Here is a 24,392-nt window from a genome sequence, read left to right as displayed (position 1 = left end):
CAGCGGGCGCCACGGGGGAGGCGCACCTCCTCTGCCGACCGCGCAAGAAAGTTCTGGAAGGCCGTGTCCCGCCTCACATTTTCGGTGTACCCTACTAACTAACTGACCGTTCTGTCGGTAATCCTGAAGGCGTCCCGGCAGCACTGCTGCCTTGAACAATGGAGTTTCAATGACCACACCTTCCAAGGTGGACACACTCGCCGGTCCCAGCTCCCGGCGGGAGGAACGCAAGGTCCTCGCCGGCACCCTCGTCGGTACCACGATCGAGTGGTACGACTTCTTCATCTTTGCGCAGCTGACAGCAACGCTGCTGTCGCCGCTGTTCCTGGCACCGCTGAACCAGTCCAACCCGGGCCTGGCGCAGATCCTCTCGTTCGCCCTGATCGGCATCAGCTTCCTCTTCCGGCCCCTCGGTGCCGTGGTGGCCGGGCACCTGGGCGACCGCCTGGGACGCAAGGCGATGCTCGTCTTCACCCTGGTGATGATGGGTGCCGCCACCGCCCTGATCGGCATGCTGCCCACCTACGCACAGATCGGCGCCTGGGCGCCCATCCTGCTGATCACCCTCCGCATCATCCAGGGCTTCTCGGCCGGAGGTGAATGGGGCGGAGCTGCGCTGATGGCGGTGGAACACGCACCCCTGAACAAGCGCGGCCTGTTCGGCGCCTACCCGCAGATCGGCGTGCCGATCGGCATGATCCTGGCCACCGGCCTGCTCTTCTTCCTCAACTCCAGCATGTCGAAGGAAGACTTTGCGGCCTGGGGCTGGCGGGTGCCGTTCCTGCTCTCCATCGTCCTCATCGTCGTGGGGTACCTGATCCGGCGGGCCGTGGCCGAAAGCCCGGTCTTCCAGGAGATGGCCGCCCGGAAGCAGGAAAGCAAAGCCCCGCTCGGTGAACTGATCCGCAGCCACAAGAAGCCGGTCCTGTACTCCACCATGATCTTCATCGGCAACAATGCCGCCGGATACCTGCTGATCGCGTTCTTCATCGCCTACGCCACCCGGACGCTGCAGATGCCCACGCCCCAAGTGCTCCTGGCTACCACCCTGGCATCCTTCGGCTGGCTGATCTTTACCCTTGCAGGCGGCTGGATCTCGGACCGGATCGGCCGGGTCAAGACCTTCCTGGCCGGGTACGCGATCATCTTCGCCTGGATGATCCCCATGTTTGCCCTGATCGATACCAGGAACATCTGGCTGTACGGACTGGCCCTGTTTGTCCTCACCATTGGACTCGGACTGTCCTACGGGCCGATGTCCGCAATGTACGCCGAGATGTTCCCGGCCAACGTCCGCTACTCGGGAATCTCCATCGGCTACGCATTCGGCGCCATCCTGGGCGGCGCGTTCGCAGCGACCATCGCTGAAACCCTGCTGCAGTCCACCAAGTGGACAGGCTCCATCGGCATCTACATCATGATCCTGTGCGTCATCTCGGCCATTGGTGTGGTTCTGGCCAAGGAAACCAAGGGGCGGCCACTCGGCGTCAGCCACCACTAATCAACACCGCCCAGTGCAGGACGACGGTGGGCCGGACCATGGCGGTCCGGCCCGCTTCGCCGTCTGGGGCGCCTGTGCCGTGCCGGCTCGTCTCCTTTTGCCGGACTGCGAAAGGAAAAGCCTGCGGTGTTACTGCTCCAGGATGCTGATCGCTTCGTCGTCGGACATCTGGTCAAAGTGCCGGTAGAAGCTGCCCACCGCCCGGAATTTGCCGGGCAGGTGCAGGCACAGCACCGCGTCGCAGACCCGTTCCACGGACGCTTCCGCCTCAACGGAGCCCACCGGGGCTGCCGCCACGACGGTGGCCGCGCCGCCCTCACGCACTGCTTCGACGGCTGCCCTCATCGTGGCACCGGTGGCCAGCCCGTCGTCGACCAGCAGGACGGTCTTGCCCGCCACGTCCAGGTCCGCTCCGGGATAGATCTCCACGCGGCGGAGCAGCTCGGCCCGCTCCCGCTGCTCCACCGCGTCCAGCCATTCCTGGTGCACGCCGTGTTCGAGGACCCGGTCAAGCAGCGGTTTGTTGATCAGCCGGACGGTGCGGCCCCGGACCCACGCCAGTGCCCCGTAAGCCGTTTCTTCGTGGCCGGGAATTCCCAGCTTCCGGACCAGGACTGTTCCGAGGGGCAGGTAGAGGGCTTTGGCGACGGCGGCCGCTACCGGGATGCCGCCCCGGGCCAGGCCCAGGACCACAGTGTCCGGCCGCTCCCGGAACTGCGTGAGCACAGCAGCGAGCCGTTCGCCGGCGTCCGTACGGTCTTCGAAAATCGTGCCCATCAGTCCCTCCAGGCTCGTCCAGCCTAAAGTTCAGCCTACCGTTTGCGGGGACGGCGGGCGCCTCAAGATACCGGCAAAATCCGCTGAAGAACCGCCTCCGGAACGGGCTGGAAGAAAGCGGACCTCAGGCAGGTTACTGGCCCGCCAGGAACCTGACGGCCGCCTGCTTGAATGCCCTGCTGGTGACGGCGTTTGTGTGGTTACGGCCGGGAAGGGTCAGCTGTTCAGCCCTCCCGCCTGCCTTCCGCGCCAGCTCGGCAAGCTGCGGCAGGCTGCCGGCGCGTTCGTCCTTGTCCCCGGCCACCAGGAGCATGGGGACGTGGGGCACTGCTTCTGAAGGGTCGTAGGGTTCGGCTTTGATGGCCTCCACCAGGGAGAGCAGCGCGAAGATGTTGTTGTTGGGCAGCAGCAGCGCCATCTTGAGCAGCTGGGCCGTGGATTCGTCCGCAATGGGCGTGCCGTCAGCCAGGTAGTCCTGTGCGGCCCGAAGGTCGAACTCCGCCAAGGGGTCGGAGATGTTGGGACCGCCCAGGACGAGGCGGTGCGTGATTTCCGGCTGGGTGGCGCCGAATTCCCAGGCGAGCCGGGAACCCAGCGAGTAGCCCACCACGTCAAGGCCGCTGGAAGGTTCCCCCTCCTGCAAAGGCCGAACCCCGGCGTCGAACGCTGTTTGCAGCAGGTCCGCGCGGATCCTGCTGGGGGAGTAGGAGTCCAGGTCCTCCGGCGCGCCGCTGCGGCCGTGTCCGGGCAGGTCCACCGTGATCACGCGCCGCCCGGCATCGAGGAGTGCTGCCACCCACCCGGTGTCCTCCCAGTTGAGCTTGCTCGACGAGGAGAAGCCGTGCACCAGCAGGACGGGGCGAAGGCCGGCGTCAGCGGCGGGCTCGTGCACCGCCACATAGAGCTGCGGGTCCGTGCCCTCCACGGTATGCGTCTGCTGTTGGCCGCTGTGCCTGCCGCTCATGGTGTCAGTCCTCATCAACTACGGCGCCCGGACAGACCTGGCGCTTCGGTGCCTCTTGCTTTTGGACGTTACTCTACCCGCCGGCCCGCTGCGTGAGCCGGGCGCCCAGCGCACAGGCCAGGGCGATGCCGGCGATGAGCGCAAATGTGCTGAACAGCTGGATGCGGCTGCCTTCAGCGCTGAAACCCACGGCAAAAATGACGGACAGGAGCACCAGCCCCAGGATGGTCAGGCCGGGGAAGCCCTTCATCCGCAGGGGCAGGGGTGCGCCGGCGCGGTCGGCGCGGCGCCGAAGGATCAGCTGCGATAGGAGGGCGCTTCCCCACACCACCAGGCAGGTGGACCCCACCAGCTGGAACAGCGCCGGCAGGATCCGCTCGGGGAAGAGGAGTTCCAGCACCGTGGCGATGAATCCGAAAGCCACCGAGACCGCGACGGCCAGCATGGGCACGTTGGCGCCGTAAAGCCGCGTCAGGAACCGGGGGGCCGCCGAGCGCTGGGCGAGCGAGTAGGCCATGCGGGATGCCCCGTAGAGGTTGGCGTTCAGCGCTGACAGGAGTGCGACGACGGCCACCAGGGTGATGGCCGTCGCGGCACCGGGGATCCTGGCCGCGTCCAGGACGCCGGCGAAGGGTGAGGACAGGCTCTGGGAGGTTGCCGGCAGGACAGCGGCGATGACGAAGACGGAGCCGATGTAGAAGACCAGGATGCGCCACACCACAGTGCGGATGGCTTTGGCCACGCTCCGCTCGGGGTCTTCGGTCTCCGCCGCCGCCACGGACACGATCTCCGTGCCGCCGAACGCGAAGATGACCACAAAGAGCGCCGAGGCAATACCGCCGAGGCCCTGCGGGGCGAAATCAGCGGTGAGGTTGGACAGCCCCGGCGAGGCGACGTCCGGCAGCACACCCAGGAGCAGGGCGGCGCCTACCGCAAGGAACAGCACGATGGCAGCCACCTTGAGGATGGCGAACCAGAACTCGAATTCCCCGAAGTTCCGCACCCCGGCGAGGTTAATGCCCGTGAAGACCACCATGAACACCAGCGCCAGGGCCCAGACCGGAACGGCCGGCCAGACGGAGAAGAGGAGGGCTGCGGCACCGAGGGCCTCGGCGGCGATGACCACCACCAGCTGGAGCCACCACAGCCAGCCGATGGTGGCACCGGCCGTCTTGCCCAGGGCGCGTTCGGCATAGACGGAGAATGCTCCGCTGTTGGGGTTCGCGGCAGCCATCTCTCCCAGCGCCCACATGACCAGGATGATGAGGGTACCGGCCACCATGTACGAAATGAGGACCGCCGGGCCGGCGGCCTGCACACCCGCGCCCGAACCCAGGAAAAGCCCCGCGCCGATGGCGCTGCCCAGCCCCATCATGGTCAGCTGCCGGGGCTTCATGCTGTGGACGGGGTGCAGGTGGTGTCCTTTGGGACGGGCTGTGGTGGACTTCGTCGTCATTATGCCGTGAACCTTCTTGGGGTCTGGATGGTGGCTCCTTGTGGGACCACTTGAATTTACCGCCTTCGTCCCGCCGGCGGTATTCCGGGCAGTGGAGTGCGCAGCCGAGTGCGCGGGACAGGGGCCCGGGCAGGCGGGCAGAAACATTTGGCATTTTCCCAGCGCATGCCCGTACAATTAGTTTTGGTCAAGCTGACCATAACTAAACCGGGCACCATGCTGAACACGGGCCCCTGCTGCCAGGAAGGCGGTGGAATATGTACTCCAGCTCTGCAAACGTGTCGGAGCGCCAGGCTGCACCGCCCTCCCTGGCCATCTCCACCGTCATCTTCGCCCTCCGGCCCAGTGAAAGTTCCGGCCGGCCTACGCTCTGGCTGCCTTTGGTCCGCCGGATCAGGGAGCCCTTCAAGGGGCTCTGGGCGCTCCCGGGCGGACCGCTCAGCCACGCGGAATCCCTCCAGGACGCCGCGTCCCGGAACCTGAGGGAGACCACCGGGCTCGCCCCCAGCTACCTGGAACAGCTGTACGCATTCGGTGGGCTCCACCGCTCACCCACCCAGCGGGTGGTCTCGATCGTGTACTGGGCGCTGGTCCAGCCGACGGAAGCCGCGCTCGCCGATGAGTCGGAAAACGTCCGATGGTTCCGGGCGGACCGGCTGGGGGAGCTGGCCTTCGACCACAACGCGATCGTGGAGTACGCCCTCTGGAGGCTGCGCAACAAACTGGCCTACGGGTCAGTGGCCTACCACCTCCTGGGGGAGTACTTCACTCTGGCCCAGGTCCGCGAGGTCTACGAGGCGGTGCTGGACCGTGAGCTGGATCCGGCGAACTTCCGCAGGCAGCTGAAGTCCACCCCCGAAATAGAGGAAACCGGCGAGTACCTCCAGGGCGGCAAACACCGCCCCCCGCGCCTCTACCGCTTTACCGGCCGGCCCGGCCTTGACCCAGACAACAGGAGCACACTATGAGCAGCGTCAACACAGCAATCCAGCTGATCACGCGCGAGCAGGCGGAGCAAGGCGCGACGGCGAAAGGCAGCACCTGCAGCCCAGCCCTGGCCAAGGGCCCGTGGGAATACGACCTCGCCGAGGCGCTCGCCGGCATCCCCGCCTATGGTCCCGGCGCCTCCAGCGCAGACGTTGCGCCGGCCGCCACCCCGCGCCAGGGCCAGCTGCCGGAGGAATACAAGCTCGCCAGCGACGCTGAGCTGGGCGAACGCATCCTCGCGGCAAAGGCTGCCCTCGGCGACCGTGCCGTCATCCTGGGGCACTTCTACCAGCGGGACGAAGTGATCCAGTACGCCGACTTCGTGGGCGACTCCTTCCAGCTGGCCAACGCGGCACTCACCAGGCCGGACGCGGAAGCGATCGTCTTCTGCGGCGTCCACTTCATGGCGGAAACCGCTGACATCCTTTCCGCACCGGAACAGGCAGTCATCCTCCCCAACCTGGCGGCTGGCTGCTCCATGGCGGATATGGCCGACGCCGACTCCGTGGCCGAGTGCTGGGAGCAGCTTGAGGAGATCTTCGGCACCGAGCCCGACGCCGAGGGCCGGGTTCCGGTCCTTCCCGTCACCTACATGAATTCCTCCGCAGCCCTGAAGGCGTTCTGCGGTGAGCACGGCGGCATCGTCTGCACGTCCTCGAACGCCAGGACCGTGCTTGAGTGGGCGTTCCAGCGAGCCCAGCGCGTGCTGTTCTTCCCTGACCAGCACCTGGGCCGCAATACCGCCAAAGCCCTCGGCGTGCCGCTGGAGCAGATGCCCATGTGGAACCCGCGCAGGGATCTGGGCGGTAACGACGCGCAGGCACTGCTCGATTCCCGGGTGATCCTGTGGCACGGATTCTGCTCGGTGCACAAGCGCTTCAACGTGGGGCAGATCGAGAAGGCCAGGAAAGACTTTCCCGGCGTCCAGGTGATCGTCCACCCCGAGTGCCCCATGGAAGTCGTGGACGCCGCCGACTCTGCCGGCTCCACCGATTTCATCAAGAAGGCCATCGCGGCTGCCACGGAGCCAACCACCTTTGCGATCGGCACCGAGATCAACATGGTGAACCGGCTTGCAGCGGAGTACCCGCAGCACACCATCTTCTGCCTGGACCCCGTGATCTGCCCTTGCTCCACCATGTACCGTATCCACCCGGGGTACCTGGCCTGGGTGCTGGAGGAGCTGGTGGCCGGCCGGGTGGTCAACCGCATCACCGTGGCAGAGTCCGTCCAGGACCATGCCCGGACCGCCCTCGAGCGCATGCTCGCCGCCAGGCCGTAATGTCCAGCCAGGCCAGAGTGTCCAGCGGGCCCCTTGTGCCCGGCGGGCCCAGGATGCCCGCCCGCCGGCTCGTCGTCGTTGGCAGCGGCATCGCCGGACTGTACGCGGCGCTGTTGGCCGCCGATGCCGGCGCCTCCGTGGTTCTCCTGACAAAAGTTGGCCTGGAGCACAGCAACACCTGGTACGCCCAGGGCGGGATCTCGGCCGTGCTGGATGAACCATCCCCGGGTGACACCGTAGCGGCCCACATCACCGACACGCTCCAGGCCGGCGCCGGGCATTGCAACGCCGACGCCGTCCGGCTGATGTGCACGGAGGCCCGGCACGACATCGCCGGCCTGCAGCGGTTCGGTGTGCGCTTCGATGTGGAGACGGACGGAGGACCGGCGCTGGGGCTGGAAGCCGCCCACTCCGCGCCGCGCATCCTCCACGCCGGCGGCGACGCCACCGGCGCGAAAGTGGCCGGCGCGCTCATCCAGGCGGTGCTCTCCCGGCAGGCAGCAGGTGTCCTGAAGGTCATCACCGGCGCCCACGCCACCGCCCTCCTGTACGACGGCGGCGCAGTCACCGGAGTGGAATTCCTGCAGGACGGGAAGAGGGCAGCACTGCACGGGGACGCCGTCCTGCTGGCAACGGGAGGTGCCGGCAGGCTGTTCGCCCAGACCACCAACCCGGCAATCGCCACCGCTGACGGCCTGGCGCTCGCAGTCCGCGCCGGAGCCAGGACAGCCGACCTGGAATTCTTCCAGTTCCACCCCACCTGCCTGGTCCGGCCAGCCGGTCCCGCCCCTGGCGAGCCGCTGCTGATCTCTGAAGCTGTCCGCGGCGAAGGGGCGGTCCTCGTTGACGGCAACGGGAAGCGCTTCATGCGGTCGTACCATCCGGACGCAGAGCTTGCCCCGCGCGACGTGGTCTCCCGCAGCATAGCCCTGCACCTGGCCAAGCTCGGCGACCCCAACGGCCACGTATACCTGGACGCCCGCGTCATCGAGGCAGCCAGGGGAGCCGGGTTCCTGGCACGGCGGTTCCCGACCCTCACCGAAAAGACCCTCGCGGCCGGTATCGACTGGACCCGGGACCTGGTCCCCGTGGCCCCGGCAGCCCACTACTGGATGGGCGGGGTCCTCACCGACCTCCGCGCCAGGACCAGCATCCCCGGACTGTACGCCGCCGGCGAAGTCGCATGTACGGGCGTCCAAGGGGCAAACCGGCTGGCGAGCAACTCCCTGCTCGAGGGACTCGTCTTCGGCCGCCGCGCTGTTGAGGACTTCCTCTCCGGTGACTTTGGCTGGGGGGCGCCTGAGGGCGCCCCTTCGCATGCTCCCCACGATCCCCCTAACCTCGCAAGCTCGGCCAGGGAACCCGGATCGCGTGGCCCCACGGCCGCGGGCGGCCTCCCCTTTACGCATGCTTCCGGGGCACCCTCAGGCGACCATTTGTCCGTCACCTTCCCTGCGGCTTCAGCAGGCGCGGGTGCCGGGTCGGGTGGCCTGGGCGGGAGCCTGCCGGCCAGCTCCGTTGGGGGGAGTGAGCCGTTCTCGCGGGATGCTCTTCGGCGCCTGATGACTGCCAAGGCCGGGGTGCTGCGGAATGGGGTGCTGTTGCGGGAGGCGACGGAAACCCTTGACCGGTGGGCCGCCGTCGTTCTCCCCGGAACAGTGGCCGCCGGGCCGGGACCGCGGGAGCATGAGGACCGCAACCTGCTGCTCGCCGCGCAGCTGCTCGTGGCTGCCGCCCGGGAACGGACTGCGTCCCTGGGCGCCCACTACCGGAGCGACAGCCCGGCAGATGCCGCCGGCATCGCTGATGAACTCCAAGAACACTCCCGCCTGCGCCCGAAAGCGAGCCTTGTCCGTGACTGAAAACTCCGTAATCGCACCCGTGGCGGCCAGGGCCGTTGGCCTGGACCTCGCCCTGCCGGCGGCTCCCGTCCGGGAGATCCTGGAGCGCGCCTTCGCCGAAGACGCGCCGGCCGGGGACATCACCTCCCAGCTGCTCATCCCCGCCGATGCCCGCGCCACGGCGGTCCTGAACGCCCGCGTGCCCGGCGTCTTCAGCGGGGCGACCGTCTTCCGGGACGCCATGCAGCTGGTGGACCCCGGCACCACAGTGGAGCTGCTGCTGGCAGACGGGGAAAGGTTCGACGCCGGCACGCACCTCGCGCGGGTCACAGGACGGGCACGCTCCGTCCTGCTCGCCGAGCGTGTGGCCCTCAACCTGGTCCAGCGGATGTCCGCGATCGCCACCAGGACCGCGGAATTCGTACAGCTGGCCGAAGGGACGCGGGCCAGGATCACCGACACCCGGAAAACCACCCCCGGCCTGCGGATCCTGGAACGGTTCGCCGTGCGGTGCGGGGGAGGCGCCAACCACCGGTACAGCCTCTCCGACGCAGTGCTGGCGAAGGACAACCACCTGGCCGTGATGACCGGAGGGGACCCCGCCAGGCTGACGGAGCTGCTCCTGGCGGCCAAAGCCCAGCTGGGACACACCACCCACTTCGAAGTCGAGGTGGACCGCATGGACCAGATCGAACCCGTCCTCGCAGCAGGCGTGGACACCATCATGCTGGACAACTTCACGCCGGAGGAGCTCCGCCAGGGCGTTGCGCTGGTGGCCGGACGGGCCCGCGTGGAAGCAAGCGGCAACGTCAACCTCAGCACGGTCGCGGGGATCGCTGCCACCGGCGTGGACGTCATCTCGGTCGGGGCACTCACCCACACGGTGGCAGCCCTGGACCTTGGCCTGGACGTGGAACTGACGGCCGGGTAAGCCATGATTTTCCTTGATGCAGCCGCCACCACCCCGGTCCGCCGCGAGGTGCTGGAAGCCATGTGGCCATACCTGACCGGCGACTTCGGGAACCCCTCCAGCCACCACACTCTCGGTGGGACAGCTGCCACGGCCCTCGCCAGTGCACGGGACTCAGTGGCCGCTGTCCTGGGCTGCCGGCCGGGAGAGGTGACCTTCACGTCCGGCGGGACAGAGGCGGACAACCTGGCTGTCAAGGGCATTGCCCTGGCGCGGCAGGCTGCCCGTCCGCAGCTCAACCGGGTGGTGATCAGCGCCGTCGAACATCCGGCCGTGGAGGAATCCGCACGGTACCTGGAACGCTTCCACGGATTCGCGGTGGACGTTGTACCCGTGGACGGCACGGGGCTGGTGGCGCCGGAATCCCTCCGGGCAATCCTGCGTCCGGAAACCGCACTGGTCAGCATCATGTACGCCAACAATGAGGTGGGGACCGTACAGCCGGTGGCCGAGCTGGCCGCGGAGGCCCGGCACGCTGGGGTCCCCTTCCACACGGACGCGGTCCAGGCGGCAGGATGGCTGCCCCTGGACACCGGGACGCTGGGCGTCGACGCCATGAGCATCTCGGGCCACAAGCTGGGGGCGCCCAAGGGTTGTGGCGTGCTCTTTGTCCGTGGCCGCACCAGGATCGAGCCGCTCATCCACGGCGGCGGCCAGGAACGGGGCCGCCGGTCCGGGACGGAAAACGTGGCAGGTGCCGTTGGCCTGGCCACGGCGCTGACGCTTGCCCGGGCCCGCCAGGAGGAACAACGACGACGTGTGGCGGCCCTGCGGGATGCCTTCATCAACGCAGTGCTCACCGGAGTGCCGGGCGCGGTCCTCACCGGGCATCCCACCCGCCGGCTTCCGTCCGTGGCATCGTTCTGCTTCCCGGGAACCAGCGGCGAATCCGTACTCCTGGAACTGGAGCGGGAGGGCGTGGTGTGCTCCAGCGGATCAGCGTGCGCAGCCGGGTCCGATGCGCCGTCGCCCGTCCTCACGGCGCTGGGCTACGAGGCTGAGGTGGCCCAGACAGCCGTCCGGTTCAGCTTCGATGCCGCGGTCACCGAGGAGGACCTCAACACCGCAGCGGGGGCAGTCCGCCACGCAGTGGAGAGCGTGCGGGCGCTTGGCGGCTAACGATCCTCCGCAAGGATCGGCGTCCTGCTGCCCGCAGCGGTCAGTACAGCTCGCCGACCGGAATTTCCACGGCCAGCCGGTTGGACGGTCCCGGCAGGGGGCACGCCCATGCCTCGTTGTAGGCACAGGAGGGGTTGTAGGCGAAGTTGAAGTCCAGGACGAAAGCGGCGCCCGGACCCGTCCCGCTGACCCCGTGGAACGCGCCCTTGATGGTGTCCAGCAGGTACCGGCCGGCGCCGTAGCTTCCCCCGGGCTGGCCGGCGGTCGCGTCCCGGAAGGGCACGAAGATGCCGCCGCCGTATCCCCGCAGCTTCCACACGGCGAGCTGCCCCATCTCGGGGAGGTCGAACGTGCCAAGCCGCACGAAGTTCACCACCCCGTCCGTGCCGGTTTCCACGCTCATTTCCCGTCCAGCACCCTCTTTGGTCAGCGGAACGTGGAATCGGTAGATGGGATCGTAGTCAGCCGTCTTGAGGCCGGAGAACCGCGCCTTGTCCGCTGCGGACAGCGCGGAGGCGGGGTGCGTGGCAAAGAGAAGGTCGCGCTGGTGGCGCCAGTAGGAATGTGCTTCCGCCGGGCTTTCCACGGACAATTTGCGGACATTGTCGTACAAGGCAAAGGTCCGCAGCCGCCAGTCGGCAATGTCGACGGCGGAGATCTCCGCCAAGTGATCTTCGGCTGCGCCGTGCTGGATGTCCGCCATAGCACCAGCCTAGTCCCCGGCGCCGGTGATGCCCCTCCGGCGGCGACACGCACCGCTGCTGCCCGGTTCCGGCCGTCCTTATGAGCCGGGAAACGCCGCTCCGGGTCAGGCCGCGCCGCTGCTCCGTCCAGCTAGGCTGGCTGCATGAGACGCATCGCATCAGCGGGGGTCCTGCCCGGGACCGCAGTGCTCCTCGCCGGAGCACTCCTTGCCGGTTGCTCCACCCCGCCCAAGAGCGGGCCTGCGTGGACAGCGGAGGCCGGTGATTCCGGGGCTGCTCCCACCGCCACCGCTTCGCCGGAAGGGTCTGCAACTGCTGCGGCATCCGCAGGCGCCACGCCCGCCGCGTCCGGCTCGGCAACAGCCCAGCCTGCCGCCACCGCATCTGCGTGGAAGACTTTCTCCGATCCGGCAAAAACCGTGGTCTTCGAACTGCCGGAAACCTGGATAGCGCAAGCGGTGCCCCCTGAGGAAGGAACCCTGCCCGGTGCCATTAAGATCGAGGTGAAAAAGCCGGACGGCACCTTCATGGCGGCGCTCCGGACGGGACTCCCGCCGTCGTCCGCCGACTGTCCGGAGGACGCGCGGCGTCCCTACACCGTGATCAGCAGCGTGCCTGTTGAGCTGTCCGCCGCAGGCGGCGAGGGGACCATTCCGCCCAGGGTGGTGTTCCGGGCAATCCAGGGGTACCGGTTCTTCGGCTCCTACGGCATCACCAACCTGATTGGCGGCCCCGACGGGCAGGCCTGCGAACTGCGCAATATAGTCCGTGGGCCGGCGGGGAAAGGTGACTACTCCTTCGGTGACCTGGTGTCCGTCAGGGCCTTTGCGCCCGATGAAAAAGTGGCGCCCGCCAAAGCATTCGACACCCTTGAGCAGGCCGCAAAGTACGCCAGCGAGAGTGCTGACTTCGCCAACGTCCAGCGGATGCTAATGTCTCTGGAGATCAAGAACTAGCCCCCGTTCCCCTGCCCGCATCCCCGGCCGGGACAAACGGCGGCTTCTTTCCTGCCGACACCCCCGGAGAGTCATGGAACGCACTGTTTCCGCACGCCTGGTCTTCAAGACCACACCCAACACCAAAGTGGCCATGGCCATCGCCGCCGCCAGGAACCCCGGCTATTCGTCCTTCGAGGAAAACCTGTCCATTACGGTTGGCGGCGCGCAGGTCCCCGTGAGCGAGGTGCCGGACCACCACGGCGGCCGGCTCCACTACATGGAGTTCGCGGAACCGTCCGAGGTGGTCGTGGACTACTCCGCTACGGTCGCCGGAAAGGCGCAGCCTGAGGAGGCAGAACTTGCTGACCGCATCCGCTACGTCCGGCCCAGCCGGTACGCGGAGTCGGACCGCCTCCTGCCCACTGCGTATGCGGAATTCGACGGAGCCTCCGGCGGGGAGCTGCTGCACGCCGTGCGGAACTGGGTGAACGGCGAGCTGCGGTACATCAGCGGCTCCTCCCGCGGCACCGACGGCGCCGTGGAAACCCTCCTGAGCCGCCGCGGCGTCTGCCGCGACTTCGCCCACCTGGCCATTGCCCTGCTGAGGTCCAAGGACATTCCGGCGCGCCTGGCCGCCGTCTACGCGCCCGGCCTGAGCCCCATGGATTTCCACGCCGTCGCTGAAGCCTACGTGGAAGGCGGGTGGCACGTCATCGATCCCACGGGCCTCGCCCCGCGGGAATCGATGCTGCGGATCACGGCCGGCCGGGACTCGGCCGACACCGCATTCCTGTCCACGGTGGGCGGAAGCCTGAGCCTGAGCCAGATGCAGGTCACTGCGGTGGTCGACGGCAGCCTGCCGGTGGAGGACCCCGCCAGGCTCGTGGCCCTGGGCTAGCGCGGGTCCTGCCGGGGCGGCCGAGGGCCCAGGGAACTCCGCAGCTTGGTGGTGAGCCGCATGAGTTCCTTCTGTTCCGCCGGTGTCAGCGCCGGGCCCATGAGTTCGGAGATGTCGCGCACATGCTCACGGCCAATCTCCTTCTGGAGTTCCCGTCCCTCGTCCGTCAGCTTCAGCAGGACACCGCGGCCGTCCTCCGGCGCGGGCATCCGCGCGATGAGCCCGCGCTTCTCAAGCCGCTCCACCAGCCGGCTGAGGCTGGACTGGCTCAACAGGACGTTGTCGTTGAGTTCATTGAGCCGCAGCCAGCCTGACGGGCAGCGGGAGAGGGTGAACAGGACGTCGTACTCATTGACTGCCAGCTTCCGGAAGGCCGGGCCGGACTGCAGCTTCCGCATCACCGCAACCTGGGCCCGGAACAGCGACTCCCAGGTTTCTGCGGCGAGCCGCACCGGCGACTCCGCGCTCTTGCCCGCCATCACGCGTCCGCGGCGGACTTTTCCGCGTCCTGGGCGGCCAGAAGCGCGGCCACCCGGCCGGCGTGCGTGGGCGGCTCGGGAACGTGGGCCGGCTTGCGGGCCGCGTACTCCTTCCGCAGGACGGGGAGGACCTCCTCACCGAACAGGTCCAGCTGTTCGAGTACGGTTTTCAGCGGCAGGCCCGCGTGGTCGATCAGGAACAGCTGGCGCTGGTAGTCGCCGAAGTACTCCCGGAACGTCAGGGTCTTTTCAATGACTTCCTGCGGGCTGCCCACCGTCAGCGGTGTCTGCGAGGTGAAGTCCTCGAGCGAGGGGCCATGGCCGTAGACAGGCGCGTTGTCGAAGTACGGGCGGAATTCCTTGACGGCGTCCTGCGAGTTCTTCCTCATGAAGAACTGTCCGCCGAGGCCAACGATGGCCTGGTCTGCCTTGCCGTGGCCGTAGTGCTCATAGCGTTCGCGGTACAGGCCGATCAGCTGCTGGTAGTGCTCCTTGGGCCAGAAGATGTTGTTGGCAAAGAAGCCGTCGCCGAAGTAGGCCGCCACTTCGGCGATCTGCGGGGTGCGGATGGAGCCGTGCCACACAAAGGGGGCGACGCCGTCCAGCGGGCGGGGCGTGGACGTGAAGTTCTGCAGCGGCGTCCGGAACTTGCCGGACCAGTTGACGGTGTCCTCGTCCCACAGCTTCCGCAGCAGGCTGTAGTTCTCGATGGCCAGCTCCACGCCGTCCTGGATGTTCTTGCCGAACCACGGGTACACCGGCGCGGTGTTGCCGCGGCCCAGGACCAGGTCAACACGGCCGTCGGCCAGGTGCTGGAGCATCGCGAAGTCTTCCGCGATCTTCACCGGATCGTTGGTGGTGATCAGCGTGGTGGCCGTGGACAGCGTGATGCGTTCCGTCTGGGCTGCGATGTACGCCAGGGTTGTGGTGGGGGAGGAGGAGAAGAAGGGGCGGTTGTGGTGCTCGCCGAGGGCGTAGACGTCCATCCCGATTTCCTCGACTTTTTTGGCAATGGCCACCGACGCTTTGATGCGTTCGTTCTCGGTTGGGGTGTGCCCCGTGGTGGGGTCCGTGGTGATGTCGCTGACGCTGAAAACACCGATCTGCATGATGTGCCTTTCCCTTCCTGGACTCTCCGGGCTTGGTCCCAGTGTAGTCCAATTTAGATGCATTTGCATCTACCGCAAGGTACAACGCATCCCTTGGGGAAATATTCCGTGAAGCCCGTGCGGGCGAAAGCTGCTCCGGGACGGGGTTCCGGACGTGCCCCTAGGCGGGGCCGCCGGGGGCGGCGCGGCGGCCGCTGGTTTTGGGAACCATGCCCGTGGTCCAGTCCCTGAACTCCTCGTCAACGTCCGGCCCGGGCCCGAATTCGTGGCGTGCCTGAAGGTCCCGGAGCAGCGCCTTCTTTTCACGCCGGCCCTCCACCAGCCTGTACAGGACGGGCACCAGCACCAGGGTCAGGGCGGTCGAGGAGATCAGCCCGCCGATGACGACAACCGCCAGCGGCTGCGAGATGAAGCCACCGCCGCCGGTAAGGCCCATGGCCATGGGCGTCAGCGCGAACACGGTGGCGAGCGCGGTCATCAGGATGGGACGCAGGCGCTGCCGTGCCCCATGCGTGATCGCATCCGCCACGTTCATGCCCGGCCGGCCGTCGCGGGGCTGCCGGTACTGGTTGATGAGGTCGATCAGCACGATGGCGTTGGTGACCACGATCCCCACCAGCATGAGCATGCCGATCAGCGAGGGCAGTCCCAGGGGCACGCCTGTCACTAGGAGCAGTGCTACGGCGCCGGTGGCTGCAAACGGGACAGATACCAGCAGGATCAGCGGCTGGACCAGCGACTTGAAGGTGGCCACCATGATCACGTACACGATGGCGATGGCCGCCAGGAGGGCCAGCCCGAGCTGCTGGAAGGACTCCTGCTGCTGGGTGGTGGCACCGCCGATTTCGGCGGTGACCCCTGGCGGCAGCTGGACGTCCGCCAGCCGCTTCTGGACTTCCGCGTTGACCGCGCCCAGGTTGGAGCCCGACGGCGTCACTGACACCCGTGCCGTGCGCTGGCCGTTGCTGGCGGTGATGGACACCGGCACCTCCACCTGTTCCACTGCAGCGATGCTTCCCAGCGGCACCGGCCCGCCCGCTGCCGGAAGCGGAATGTTGCGGACGGCGTCGATGCTGGTGAACCTGGTGCCCTGGCCGATCCGGACGGGAAAGTCGTTGGTGTCAATCCGGACTTCTCCGGCCGGGATGGGGCTGATGGTGGACGCCAGGACCCCGGCCACCTGTTCCTCGTTGAGCCCGGCGGCTACCGTCTTGGCCCGGTCCACCCTGACCTGGACCACGGGCTGGCTGGCCGCAAGGTTGGTGGCCACCTCGCTGGTGCCGGGCACGCCGGTCATCGCCGCGACCATCGTGTCGCTGGCTTCCTGGAGGTCGGCAGTGGTGGCCGCCTTGAGGGTGATGTCCACGGTGGACGAGGTGCCGAAACCGCCCTGCTGGGTTCCGACCGAGATCTTGCCGGAATCGGGCACCTTTGACAGTTCGCTGCGCACCGTCTCCTGCAGCTGTTCCTGGTCCGCCTTTTCATCCGTCACCACGGTGAATGTGGAGTTGGACGAGCCAGTGGAGGTAAGCGCGGCGAAACCTGCCTGGGCGTTGCCCGACGTCACCTGGATGTCCTTGACGCCGTCGATGCCGCGAAGCACTTCCTCCAGCCGGACGGCTGCCGCGCTGGTGTCGGCGAGGGTGGTGCCGGCCGGCAGGACCTGGCGGACCGTGAGGCTGTTCTGCCCGGAATTGCCCAGGAGGTTGGTGGCCAGCAGCGGCGTCATGGCGGCGGTGGCACCGAGGACCAGGGCGGCGGCCACCAGCGTGATCACCGGATGCTTCTGGGTCTTGGTGAGGATTGGCAGGTAGCCGCGCTGGAGCCTGCTGCGCTGTTCCGCTTCCAATGCCCTGGCACGGGCCTCGTCCGCGGTCCGCCGGGCGGCTGCGGGAGCTGCCGGCCCCGCGCCTGCGGCACCGGTGTTCTTCAGGAACCAGTAGGCCAGCACCGGGACGATGGTCAGCGAGACCAGGAGCGAGGCCAGCAGCGCCATGGTGACAGTGAGGGCGAACGGCCTGAACAGCTCTCCCGCGAGCTCGCCAACAAATGCGATGGGGAGGAACACCGCCACAGTGGTGAGGGTGGAGGCGGTGATGGCCCCGGCCACCTCCCTGATGGCAGTCAGGATGGCAGTGACTTTGTCTTCGCCGTAGCTCAGGTGCCGCTTGATGTTCTCGATCACAACGATGGAGTCATCCACCACGCGGCCGATGGCGATGGTGAGCGCACCCAGCGTCAGGATGTTCAGGGAGTATCCGGTGGCGGACAGGCCGATGAAGGTGATCAGGAGCGAGAGCGGAATGGAGACTGCCGTGACCAGCGTGGACCGGGTGGACATCAGGAACACCAGGATGACCGCAACGGCGAAGCCCAGGCCCAGCAGGCCCTCGGTGGTGAGGTCCTTGATGGACTTCTCAATGAAGGGTGCCTGGTCGAACACCGGTGTGAACCTGGCATTCGAACCCAGTTCCGCCTCAAGCTCGTCCAGGGTGTCACGCACCGCGTGCGAGATGCCCACCGTGTCGCCCTCAGGCTTCTTGGTCACGGAGACGGCGAGGGTTTCCTCTCCGTTGGTGCGTGTGATGGATGTCCGTTCGTCATCCTGCAGCGACACGTCCGCCACGCTTCCGATGGTGGCCCCGTCTTTGGCGCCGCCCAGCGGCAGCGCCTCGATGGCCGCCAGGGAATCCACGGGGCTGCCGATCTGGAGGGAGAGCGTCTTTCCCTGCTCTTCGAGTGTGCCGGCGGGGATCAGCGCACCGTTGTTCTCCAGCGCGTCCCGGATGGACGTGATGCTCGCACCCGCGGCGGCCATGGCGTCACCGCGCGGAAGGATCTCGATGTGCTGGGAGGCGCCGCCGGTCACATCGGCCCCGCGGACGCCGTCGATCTTCTGCAGCCGGGGCACGCTCAGCCGCTGGAGGTCGGCGTTCAGCTCGCTGAGCGTCTTGTCCGAGGACACGGCCAGGAAGACGATGGGAAAATCGCTGATGCTGCCTGCGATTGCCTGCGGCTGGACATCCTCGGGCAGTGACCGCTTGGCGTTTGAGATGGCACGGTCGATCTGGTTCCTCGCACGGTCCAGGTTGGAGCCGTACGTGAACACCATGGTGATCTGCGAGACGCCGTTGCGGGACGTGGAGGAGGTGGATTCCAGCCCCTCCACGCCGTTCAGCGCCGTCTCCAGCGGTCCGCTCACCTGCTTGTCGACCACCTCCGGGGAGGCGCCGGGCATGGCGGTCAGCACCGTGATCTGCGGGAACTCGATCGAGGGGATGAGTTCCTGCTTCAGCGATGACATGGTGATCACGCCGAAGACGGAGGCGAAGACTGTGATCAGTGCGATCAGGGCCCGGTTCGCAAGTGAAAGTTGTGCCAGCCGGAACATCGCATGATCTCCTGTGGGGTTGAGGGACTGATACGGACCCGAAGGCGCCGGCCGCCGGCCCCGGCAGGGTCAGCGGCTGGCGGAAACGCTCTCCAGCTGAAGTGATGCGGCCGTCGCCTTTTCCAGCTCGACAGCCAGGTCCGGGTTCTCGTCCAACTTGACCCCGTAGCCGGGCATCATGTCCTTGAGTTTGGACTGCCAGCCCTTGAAGTTCCGGGGGAAGGTCCTCTTCAGCAGCTCGATCATGATAGGTACCGCAGTGGACGCTCCGGGCGATGCGCCCAGGAGCGCGCCGATCGAACCGTCCCGGCCGGCGATTACTTCAGTGCCGAACTGCAGCACGCCGCCCTTCTGCGGATCTTTCTTGATGATCTGTACACGCTGGCCGGCGGTGATCAGTTCCCAGTCGCCGTCCTTGGCCTCCGGGTAGTACTCGCGCAGGGCCTCCACCTTGTCGGCGTGCTTCTTGGCCACTTCCTTCACCAGGTAGGCGGTGAGGTCCATGTTGTCCTTGGCCACGGCCAGCATGGGAATGATGTTGCTGGGCCTGATGGACAGCGGAAGGTCCAGGTACGAGCCGTTCTTCAGGAAGTTGGTGGAGAATCCGGCGTAGGGGCCGAACAGCAGCGACCGCTTGCCGCCCACGTAGCGGGTGTCGAGGTGCGGCACGGACATGGGGGGCGCGCCCACCGATGCCTGGCCGTAGACCTTGGCGCTGTGCTGCGCGGCAATGGTTTCGTCGGTGCAGCGGAAGAACTGCCCGGAGACCGGGAACCCGCCGTAGCCTTTGCTTTCCGGGATGCCGGAGGCCTGCAGCAGGTGCAGGGCGCCGCCGCCAGCGCCGACGAACACGAACTTGGCGTGGATCTTGCTGTGCTCGCCGGACTTGGGGTACTTCAGCGAAAGGTTCCAGCCGCCGTCGGACGCCCTGGAGATTCCCGTGACGTCATGGCCGTAGTTGATTTCGACGCCGTTGTTCCCGAGGTAGGTGGTCAGCTCCCGGGTCAGTGCCCCGAAATCGACGTCGGTGCCCTCGGCTGCGCGCGTGGCGGCAACGCGCTGCTTCGGGTCGCGCCCCTTCACGATCAGGGGAGCCCACTTGGCGATCTGGGCGTGGTCCTCGGAATATTCCATGCTCCGGAACAGCGTGTGGGGCTTGAGTGCCTCGTACCGCGTGCGCAGGAACCGCGTGTGGTCCTCGCCGATCACGAAGCTCATGTGCGGCACGGTGTTGATGAAGCCTTTGGGGGATCCGATCAGCTTCTGGTCCACCAGGTGGGACCAGAACTGGCGGGAAAGCTGGAACTGCTCATTAATGAGCAGCGCCTTGGAGGGGTCCACTGAGCCGTCTTTGGCGGCAGGGGAGTAGTTCAGCTCGCAGAGGGCGGCGTGGCCGGTTCCGGCGTTGTTCCACGGGTCCGAGCTTTCCAGCCCCGGCTGGTCCAGCCGCTCGAACAGAGAGATGGTCCAGTCCGGCTCAAGCTGCTTGAGGAATGCCCCCAGCGTGGCGCTCATGATGCCGCCGCCAATCAGGACGACGTCGGCATGTGGGGTCTTGGAAATGAAGGTCACGATCAGTCTCCGATTGCAGCGGCTCTGGCTGTCACAGAATATCCCCGGGCAGCGGACATACTGAAATTGGACCGCTCCGTCAAGGCTTTAGTTGCACCTTCGTGAAAACTTCATTTAAGACCGGGGAGGCGGGATAGCTCAGCACGCGGTCGGACAGGGCCAGCGCGGAGATGGGGAAGGCGACGGGGACGGCCGGTACGGTCGCGGCGATCTGGGCGTTGATGGTGTGATATTGCTCATCCCGTTCCTCGCCTTCCGGAAGCCCGCGCGCCCGGTTGATCTTCGAAAAGACCTGAGGATCGTGGTAGCCGAACTCGCCGTTCTTTTCGCCGAAGAGGGGGCCCACGAAATTGTCGGCGTCGGAGTAGGAGCCGTTCCAGCCCAGCAGATGGAGCGCATGGTCGCCGGGAGACTGCACCTTCTGCAGGTAGCCGTCCGCCCAGTCCACCGGCACGGGACGGATGTTAAGTCCGACGGCGGTGAGCTGGCGGCTGATCTCGGCATACACCTTCTCGGGTGTGGGCAGGTAGGGGCGGGTGACGTTCAGGGGATAGTAGAACTTCAGCTCCTCCCCGGCGTACCCTCCCTCTTCGAGGTATTCCTTGGCCTTGGCAGGATCGTGGCCCAGCGCCGGGGCGTCGTTGTTGAAGCCGCTGATTTTGGGCGGGACGAACTGCGTGGCCTTGGCGGTGTTGTCAATGAAGAACCGGCGGATCAGCGTTTCCTTGTCGATCGCCATTTCGATGGCCTGGCGGACCTTCAGGTTCTTGAGTACGGGGATGTCCTGGTTGATGCCCACGTACATCACGGAGAACGGGTCACGCTGGACGATCTGCTTTCCGCGCTTGACCAGCTGGTCGAAGTTGCCCACCGTTACAGCGTCGTAGCCGTCGATCTTGCCGTCCAGCAGGGCCTGGAGCCGCGCCTGCGGATGGTCGTAGGCCACGAAGTTGATCGTGGCAATCTGGCCGCGCTCCCCCCAGTAGGAGGTATTGGTGGCCAGGGTGACACTGCCTTCGTCCCACGAGGCGAGCCTGAACGGTCCGGTTCCCACCGGATTGGTGCCGAAGCCTGACACGGGCTGCCCGCCGCGGTTCTGGTCCAGGACGTCAGCCGTGCCCGCGGCGAGGGCTGCCGGCGAGGCGATGGCGAAGGCAGGCAGCGTGAGGGCCTGCAGGAAGGCGGTGAAGCGCTGGGTGAGGTCTATCCGGACCGTGTCCGGTGATTCGGCCGTGCAGCTTTTGAAGATGGAGAGCTCCGGCTCATCCGAATGGGCCTTGAAGACTCCCTTGAAGGAGCTGCCGGGCGCCTGCCGCCTGATATCCGGGGAAAAGGCGAACCAGCGGTTGAAGTTGGTGCACACGGCGTCGGCATTGAACGGGGTTCCGTCCTGGAACATGACGTCGGTCCGGAGCTTGAAGGTGTAGGAGCGGCCTTCGTTGGACTCGGTCCATTCCGTGGCGAGCAGTGGTGTGGGTTTCCCGGTGACCTGGTCCACGCCCACCAGTCCCTCGAGGATCTGCCGGGTGATGCGCTGGGACTCGACGTCACTGGAAAGTGCCGGATCCAGGCCCAGCGGCTGGGCTGCGGTTCCGAAATTGAAGGTGGCGGAGGGCTCGGGAGCAGCCGTGGTGCTGGGGGAGCCGGAGGACGGAGAGGGGGCGGGGACGGCGGTGCACGAGGTCATGCCCAAGGCGAGGAAAACAGCGCCGGTCTTGATGACCGTCCGCCGCGATGTACTGCTGGGCACTCGATTATCACCTCGGGATTTTGCCGGCTCCGCCGCGTGCGGGCCGGAGCCCAGTCTAATAGACGCTCCTTAAAGTAACCCGGAACCGGCCGGACGGTTCCCGCGGGAGCCGAAAAGCCGGGAGCCGTCCTTTCGGACGGCCCCCGGCTTCACCGGAAGGAACTGGCCTGCCTGGTGACTACTTGGGCATCAGTACCGAGTCGATCAGGTAGACGGTGGCGTTCTTGGTCTGCACGCCGCCGCAGATCACGTTGGCGTCGTCAACCTTGAGCTCGTCGCCGCTGCCCGTAACGGTCACGCTGCCGCCCTGGACGGTGGCGTGGGTGCCGGCGATCATGTCAGGGGTGATCTGGCCCGGAACCACGTGGTAGGTGAGGATCTTGCTCAGGAGCGCGTCGTCCGTCTTGAGGGTTTCGATGGTGGCTGCATCGATCTTGGCGAAAGCGTCATCCACCGGAGCGAAGACCGTGAACTCTCCGCCGTTCAGGGTGTCCACGAGGTCCACCTTGGGGTTCAGCTTCCCGGACACTGCCGAGGTGAGGGTGGTGAGGATCGGGTTGTTGGAGGCCGCGACGGCAACGGGGTCAAGGGCCATGCCCTCAACCGAGCCTGCACCGGAGGGAACCTGCTCGGCGTAGGCAGCACAGCCCGGGCCCACCAGGTTGGCGGCCGGGTCCATGGCCGCGGCAGAGGTGCTGGCCGACGGCGAGGGGGCCATGCTGGACGCGGACGGCTCGGCTGCCGGGGCGGAGGAGGCGGTGGTGGTTGCGGACCCGCCGCAGGCAGTCAGGCTGAGCAGGGCCGCTGCTGCAACGCCTGCGACGGTGAAGGTTGTGCGCTTGATGGTCTGCATGTCGGTTCTCCTTGGTTGTGGCATCTACCCGCCGCGGGCGTGGTGCCTGCGGCGTCTTCCGAAACTTGCTGGTGGGCACCTGCCCTTGGCTGGTGTCTCACTGTCTATTCGGCCGTCGGCAGGATGCGGATGGGTAAATTCCCTGGAGTTTTTCGGCGGAGCCCGGATTCCCCTTCCGGACCGTGCGGAAAGGGCGGGGCGAAAGGGTGTTAAATGCAAAGGTCCCCCGGCCGCAGCCGGGGGACCATACAGTGCGCAAGGGGGGACTTGAACCCCCACGCCCGAAGGCACAGGAACCTAAATCCTGCGTGTCTGCCAATTTCACCACTCGCGCAGGGCTTCCGGCCGTTGCGGCCCCCACAGGGGCCCGCCGGCGGATGCCAGTGTCCATTGTAGCGTCGCCGCGGCAGGGCCCCGGCTTGGCGGATCTTTGTCAGGTGTCCAGGTTCAGGTCCCGCCGAAGTTTGGCTACGTGGCCTGTGGCCCTGACGTTGTACTGGGCCAGCGCAACCTTCCCGTCGGGGTCCACCACGATGGTGGAACGGATGAGCCCCTCATAGGTCTTGCCATAGTTCTTCTTTTCGCCCCAAGCGCCATATGCCTCGGCAACCGCATGGTCCGCATCGGAAAGCAAAGGGAAGCCCAGGCCTTCCTTGGCTGCGAATTTTGCAAGCTTTTCCACGGGGTCGGGGGAGATGCCCAGGACGTCGTAGCCCGCCGACTGGAGAGAGGCCATGCTGTCGCGAAAATCGCACGCCTCCTTGGTGCAGCCCGGCGTGGCGGCCGCAGGATAGAAGTACACAATGGTGTGTCGGCCCTGGCGGGGGGACAAACTGACGTCGGTGCCTGACGAATCCTTCAATGTGAATCCGGGCGCGTCGTCGCCGGAAACGAGTCTTTCAGCCAATGTTTTTCTCCTAGTTGCAGGCGGGACACACCAGCCTAGTAAGCGCCGGGAACCAGCGCTAATCCCCACTTGGCTATACTGGCTGCTATGCCTGATATGGATCACTGGCCCACGGGGCGCCTCTTGTCCACTGCTGCGCGCCTCGTCGAACACTCCTGGAACGAAAAACTCGGCGCCATCGGCCTTACCCACGCCGGAGTTATCGCCATTGAGGTCCTGGATGCCCAGGGCCCCATGACGCAGGCCCAGCTCGCGCAATACGTTCGCGTCCAGGCGCAGACCATGGGTAAGACGCTCAGCCGTTTGGAGGCCCACGGACACATTGTCCGGGTCCGCAGCACCTCGGACCGCAGGAGCCACGTCGTGTCGCTTACCGAGCAGGGCAAGGAAGCGGTGGCTGCAGCGGTGGAAATGGAACGGTCCGTGCTGGCGTCAGCCTCGATCGACCCGGACCTGCTGCGGCAGGAGCTCCAGGCAGTGGTGCGGGAACTCGCTAGCCAATTCGCCAAGTCTCCCGGCGACAATGCATTGGTGGAGAACTCGCCGTCAACACGCTAGAACCGGCGCTTCAGCACCGGGGCGTGGCCACAGCTTCACAGCTGCGGCCACGCCTTTTTTGTTGCCGTCAGGCCTGCGGGTGGAAGGGGACGGACGGTCCCTGTTGAAACAGCTGCGTGAAAGTTGAAGGTCAGCGGCGTGGGGCGAATTACCGGGATGAACGGCGGCAGGCCCGCCCTGGAATGCGGCAAACAACAAAACAGCCCCCGGTTCGCGTTTCCGCAAGCCGGAGGCTGTTTTCCCAGTGGTGCACCCCCCGGGACTTGAACCCGGAACCCATTGATTAAGAGTCAATTGCTCTGCCAATTGAGCTAGAGGTGCATCTTCTTTGCCTTG

Annotated in this window: 20 protein-coding genes and 2 tRNA genes; 9 read left to right on the top strand and 13 right to left on the bottom strand. The window is 66.6% G+C overall.

The window, feature by feature from the left end; translation table 11 throughout:
• Nucleotides 1–169 precede the first annotated feature (169 nt).
• Complete coding sequence (locus tag NFU08_RS12365) at nucleotides 170–1,501, top strand: MFS transporter (RefSeq protein ID WP_174178079.1); 1,332 nt, start codon at nucleotides 170–172, stop codon at nucleotides 1,499–1,501.
• A gap of 129 nt (nucleotides 1,502–1,630) precedes the next feature.
• Here the strand turns inward: NFU08_RS12365 and NFU08_RS12360 are convergent, their stop codons facing one another.
• The 3 genes from NFU08_RS12360 to NFU08_RS12350 all read right to left on the bottom strand — a co-directional run bounded on the left by NFU08_RS12360 (nucleotide 1,631) and on the right by NFU08_RS12350 (nucleotide 4,698).
• Nucleotides 1,631–2,278 (bottom strand): phosphoribosyltransferase, encoded by a 648-nt coding sequence (locus NFU08_RS12360; protein WP_174178081.1) that lies wholly within the window; start codon nucleotides 2,276–2,278, stop codon nucleotides 1,631–1,633.
• 133 nt (nucleotides 2,279–2,411) lie between these two features.
• The gene (locus NFU08_RS12355) at nucleotides 2,412–3,242 is read right to left on the bottom strand and encodes an alpha/beta fold hydrolase (protein ID WP_251423636.1); all 831 of its coding nucleotides are present in this window, start codon (nucleotides 3,240–3,242) and stop codon (nucleotides 2,412–2,414) included.
• Between the two features lie 73 nt (nucleotides 3,243–3,315).
• The gene (locus NFU08_RS12350) at nucleotides 3,316–4,698 is read right to left on the bottom strand and encodes an amino acid permease (RefSeq protein ID WP_251423633.1); all 1,383 of its coding nucleotides are present in this window, start codon (nucleotides 4,696–4,698) and stop codon (nucleotides 3,316–3,318) included.
• Between the two features lie 257 nt (nucleotides 4,699–4,955).
• Between NFU08_RS12350 and NFU08_RS12345 the strand changes: the two genes are divergently transcribed.
• Genes NFU08_RS12345 through NFU08_RS12325 form a run of 5 tightly spaced genes read left to right on the top strand, consistent with a single transcriptional unit; the run spans nucleotide 4,956 to nucleotide 10,897 of the window.
• Nucleotides 4,956–5,666 carry an NrtR DNA-binding winged helix domain-containing protein gene (locus NFU08_RS12345; RefSeq protein WP_251423630.1) on the top strand — a complete coding sequence of 237 codons (711 nt, stop codon included), beginning with the start codon at nucleotides 4,956–4,958 and terminating at the stop codon, nucleotides 5,664–5,666.
• Complete coding sequence (gene nadA, locus NFU08_RS12340; protein ID WP_251423627.1) at nucleotides 5,663–6,967, top strand: quinolinate synthase NadA; 1,305 nt, start codon at nucleotides 5,663–5,665, stop codon at nucleotides 6,965–6,967. Before NFU08_RS12345 ends, nadA begins: the two co-directional genes overlap by 4 nt.
• A gap of 53 nt (nucleotides 6,968–7,020) precedes the next feature.
• Nucleotides 7,021–8,829 carry an L-aspartate oxidase gene (nadB, locus tag NFU08_RS12335; protein ID WP_251423667.1) on the top strand — a complete coding sequence of 603 codons (1,809 nt, stop codon included), beginning with the start codon at nucleotides 7,021–7,023 and terminating at the stop codon, nucleotides 8,827–8,829.
• Nucleotides 8,822–9,739 (top strand): carboxylating nicotinate-nucleotide diphosphorylase, encoded by a 918-nt coding sequence (gene nadC, locus NFU08_RS12330; protein WP_174178091.1) that lies wholly within the window; start codon nucleotides 8,822–8,824, stop codon nucleotides 9,737–9,739. The genes nadB and nadC overlap by 8 nt, the downstream gene beginning before the upstream one ends.
• 3 nt (nucleotides 9,740–9,742) lie before the next feature.
• Entirely contained in the window at nucleotides 9,743–10,897 is a 1,155-nt protein-coding gene (locus NFU08_RS12325) for a cysteine desulfurase family protein (protein ID WP_251423624.1), read from the top strand.
• A gap of 40 nt (nucleotides 10,898–10,937) precedes the next feature.
• Here NFU08_RS12325 and NFU08_RS12320 read toward each other — a convergent pair whose 3' ends face one another.
• On the bottom strand, nucleotides 10,938–11,600 hold the full coding sequence (locus tag NFU08_RS12320; protein ID WP_174178095.1) for a DUF1684 domain-containing protein: 663 nt from the start codon (nucleotides 11,598–11,600) through the stop codon (nucleotides 10,938–10,940).
• A gap of 144 nt (nucleotides 11,601–11,744) precedes the next feature.
• Here NFU08_RS12320 and NFU08_RS12315 point away from each other — a divergent pair, with 144 nt between their 5' ends.
• Together NFU08_RS12315 and NFU08_RS12310 are read left to right on the top strand one after the other, a co-directional pair.
• Complete coding sequence (locus tag NFU08_RS12315) at nucleotides 11,745–12,557, top strand: hypothetical protein (RefSeq protein WP_251423621.1); 813 nt, start codon at nucleotides 11,745–11,747, stop codon at nucleotides 12,555–12,557.
• Between the two features lie 73 nt (nucleotides 12,558–12,630).
• Nucleotides 12,631–13,437 carry a transglutaminase family protein gene (locus NFU08_RS12310; RefSeq protein ID WP_251423618.1) on the top strand — a complete coding sequence of 269 codons (807 nt, stop codon included), beginning with the start codon at nucleotides 12,631–12,633 and terminating at the stop codon, nucleotides 13,435–13,437.
• Here the strand turns inward: NFU08_RS12310 and NFU08_RS12305 are convergent.
• From NFU08_RS12305 to bcp, 8 genes are all read right to left on the bottom strand, one after another.
• The gene (locus NFU08_RS12305; RefSeq protein ID WP_251423615.1) at nucleotides 13,434–13,916 is read right to left on the bottom strand and encodes a MarR family winged helix-turn-helix transcriptional regulator; all 483 of its coding nucleotides are present in this window, start codon (nucleotides 13,914–13,916) and stop codon (nucleotides 13,434–13,436) included. The genes NFU08_RS12310 and NFU08_RS12305 overlap by 4 nt on opposite strands.
• The gene (locus tag NFU08_RS12300) at nucleotides 13,916–15,025 is read right to left on the bottom strand and encodes an LLM class flavin-dependent oxidoreductase (protein WP_174178103.1); all 1,110 of its coding nucleotides are present in this window, start codon (nucleotides 15,023–15,025) and stop codon (nucleotides 13,916–13,918) included. Before NFU08_RS12300 ends, NFU08_RS12305 begins: the two co-directional genes overlap by 1 nt.
• Before the next feature lie 160 nt (nucleotides 15,026–15,185).
• Nucleotides 15,186–18,416: an efflux RND transporter permease subunit gene (locus NFU08_RS12295; protein WP_174178105.1), complete on the bottom strand. Its 3,231-nt coding sequence runs from the start codon at nucleotides 18,414–18,416 to the stop codon at nucleotides 15,186–15,188.
• A gap of 69 nt (nucleotides 18,417–18,485) precedes the next feature.
• Nucleotides 18,486–19,988, bottom strand: a complete 1,503-nt coding sequence (locus tag NFU08_RS12290) for a malate:quinone oxidoreductase (protein ID WP_174178107.1) — start codon at nucleotides 19,986–19,988, stop codon at nucleotides 18,486–18,488.
• A 79-nt stretch (nucleotides 19,989–20,067) separates the two neighbouring features.
• Nucleotides 20,068–21,738, bottom strand: a complete 1,671-nt coding sequence (locus tag NFU08_RS12285; RefSeq protein ID WP_174178109.1) for an ABC transporter substrate-binding protein — start codon at nucleotides 21,736–21,738, stop codon at nucleotides 20,068–20,070.
• Between the two features lie 178 nt (nucleotides 21,739–21,916).
• Complete coding sequence (locus NFU08_RS12280; protein ID WP_174178110.1) at nucleotides 21,917–22,591, bottom strand: fasciclin domain-containing protein; 675 nt, start codon at nucleotides 22,589–22,591, stop codon at nucleotides 21,917–21,919.
• A gap of 252 nt (nucleotides 22,592–22,843) precedes the next feature.
• Nucleotides 22,844–22,925: transfer RNA gene (locus NFU08_RS12275), tRNA-Leu, on the bottom strand.
• A gap of 99 nt (nucleotides 22,926–23,024) precedes the next feature.
• Entirely contained in the window at nucleotides 23,025–23,498 is a 474-nt protein-coding gene (bcp, locus tag NFU08_RS12270; protein ID WP_174178112.1) for a thioredoxin-dependent thiol peroxidase, read from the bottom strand.
• Between the two features lie 96 nt (nucleotides 23,499–23,594).
• Here bcp and NFU08_RS12265 point away from each other — a divergent pair, with 96 nt between their 5' ends.
• Nucleotides 23,595–24,056, top strand: coding sequence for a MarR family winged helix-turn-helix transcriptional regulator (locus NFU08_RS12265; protein WP_174178237.1), 462 nt, complete (start codon nucleotides 23,595–23,597; stop codon nucleotides 24,054–24,056).
• Between the two features lie 245 nt (nucleotides 24,057–24,301).
• On the opposite strand, the gene NFU08_RS12260 is transcribed toward NFU08_RS12265, so the two are convergent.
• Nucleotides 24,302–24,377, bottom strand: a tRNA-Lys gene (locus NFU08_RS12260).
• Nucleotides 24,378–24,392: the final 15 nt, after the last annotated feature.

This window comes from Pseudarthrobacter sp. NCCP-2145 (assembly GCF_023708005.1).
In the GTDB taxonomy this organism is placed as follows: Bacteria; Actinomycetota; Actinomycetes; order Actinomycetales; family Micrococcaceae; genus Arthrobacter; species Arthrobacter oxydans.
The sequence above is the reverse complement of the archived record's forward strand: the minus strand, read 5'-3'. Positions and strand labels throughout refer to the sequence as shown.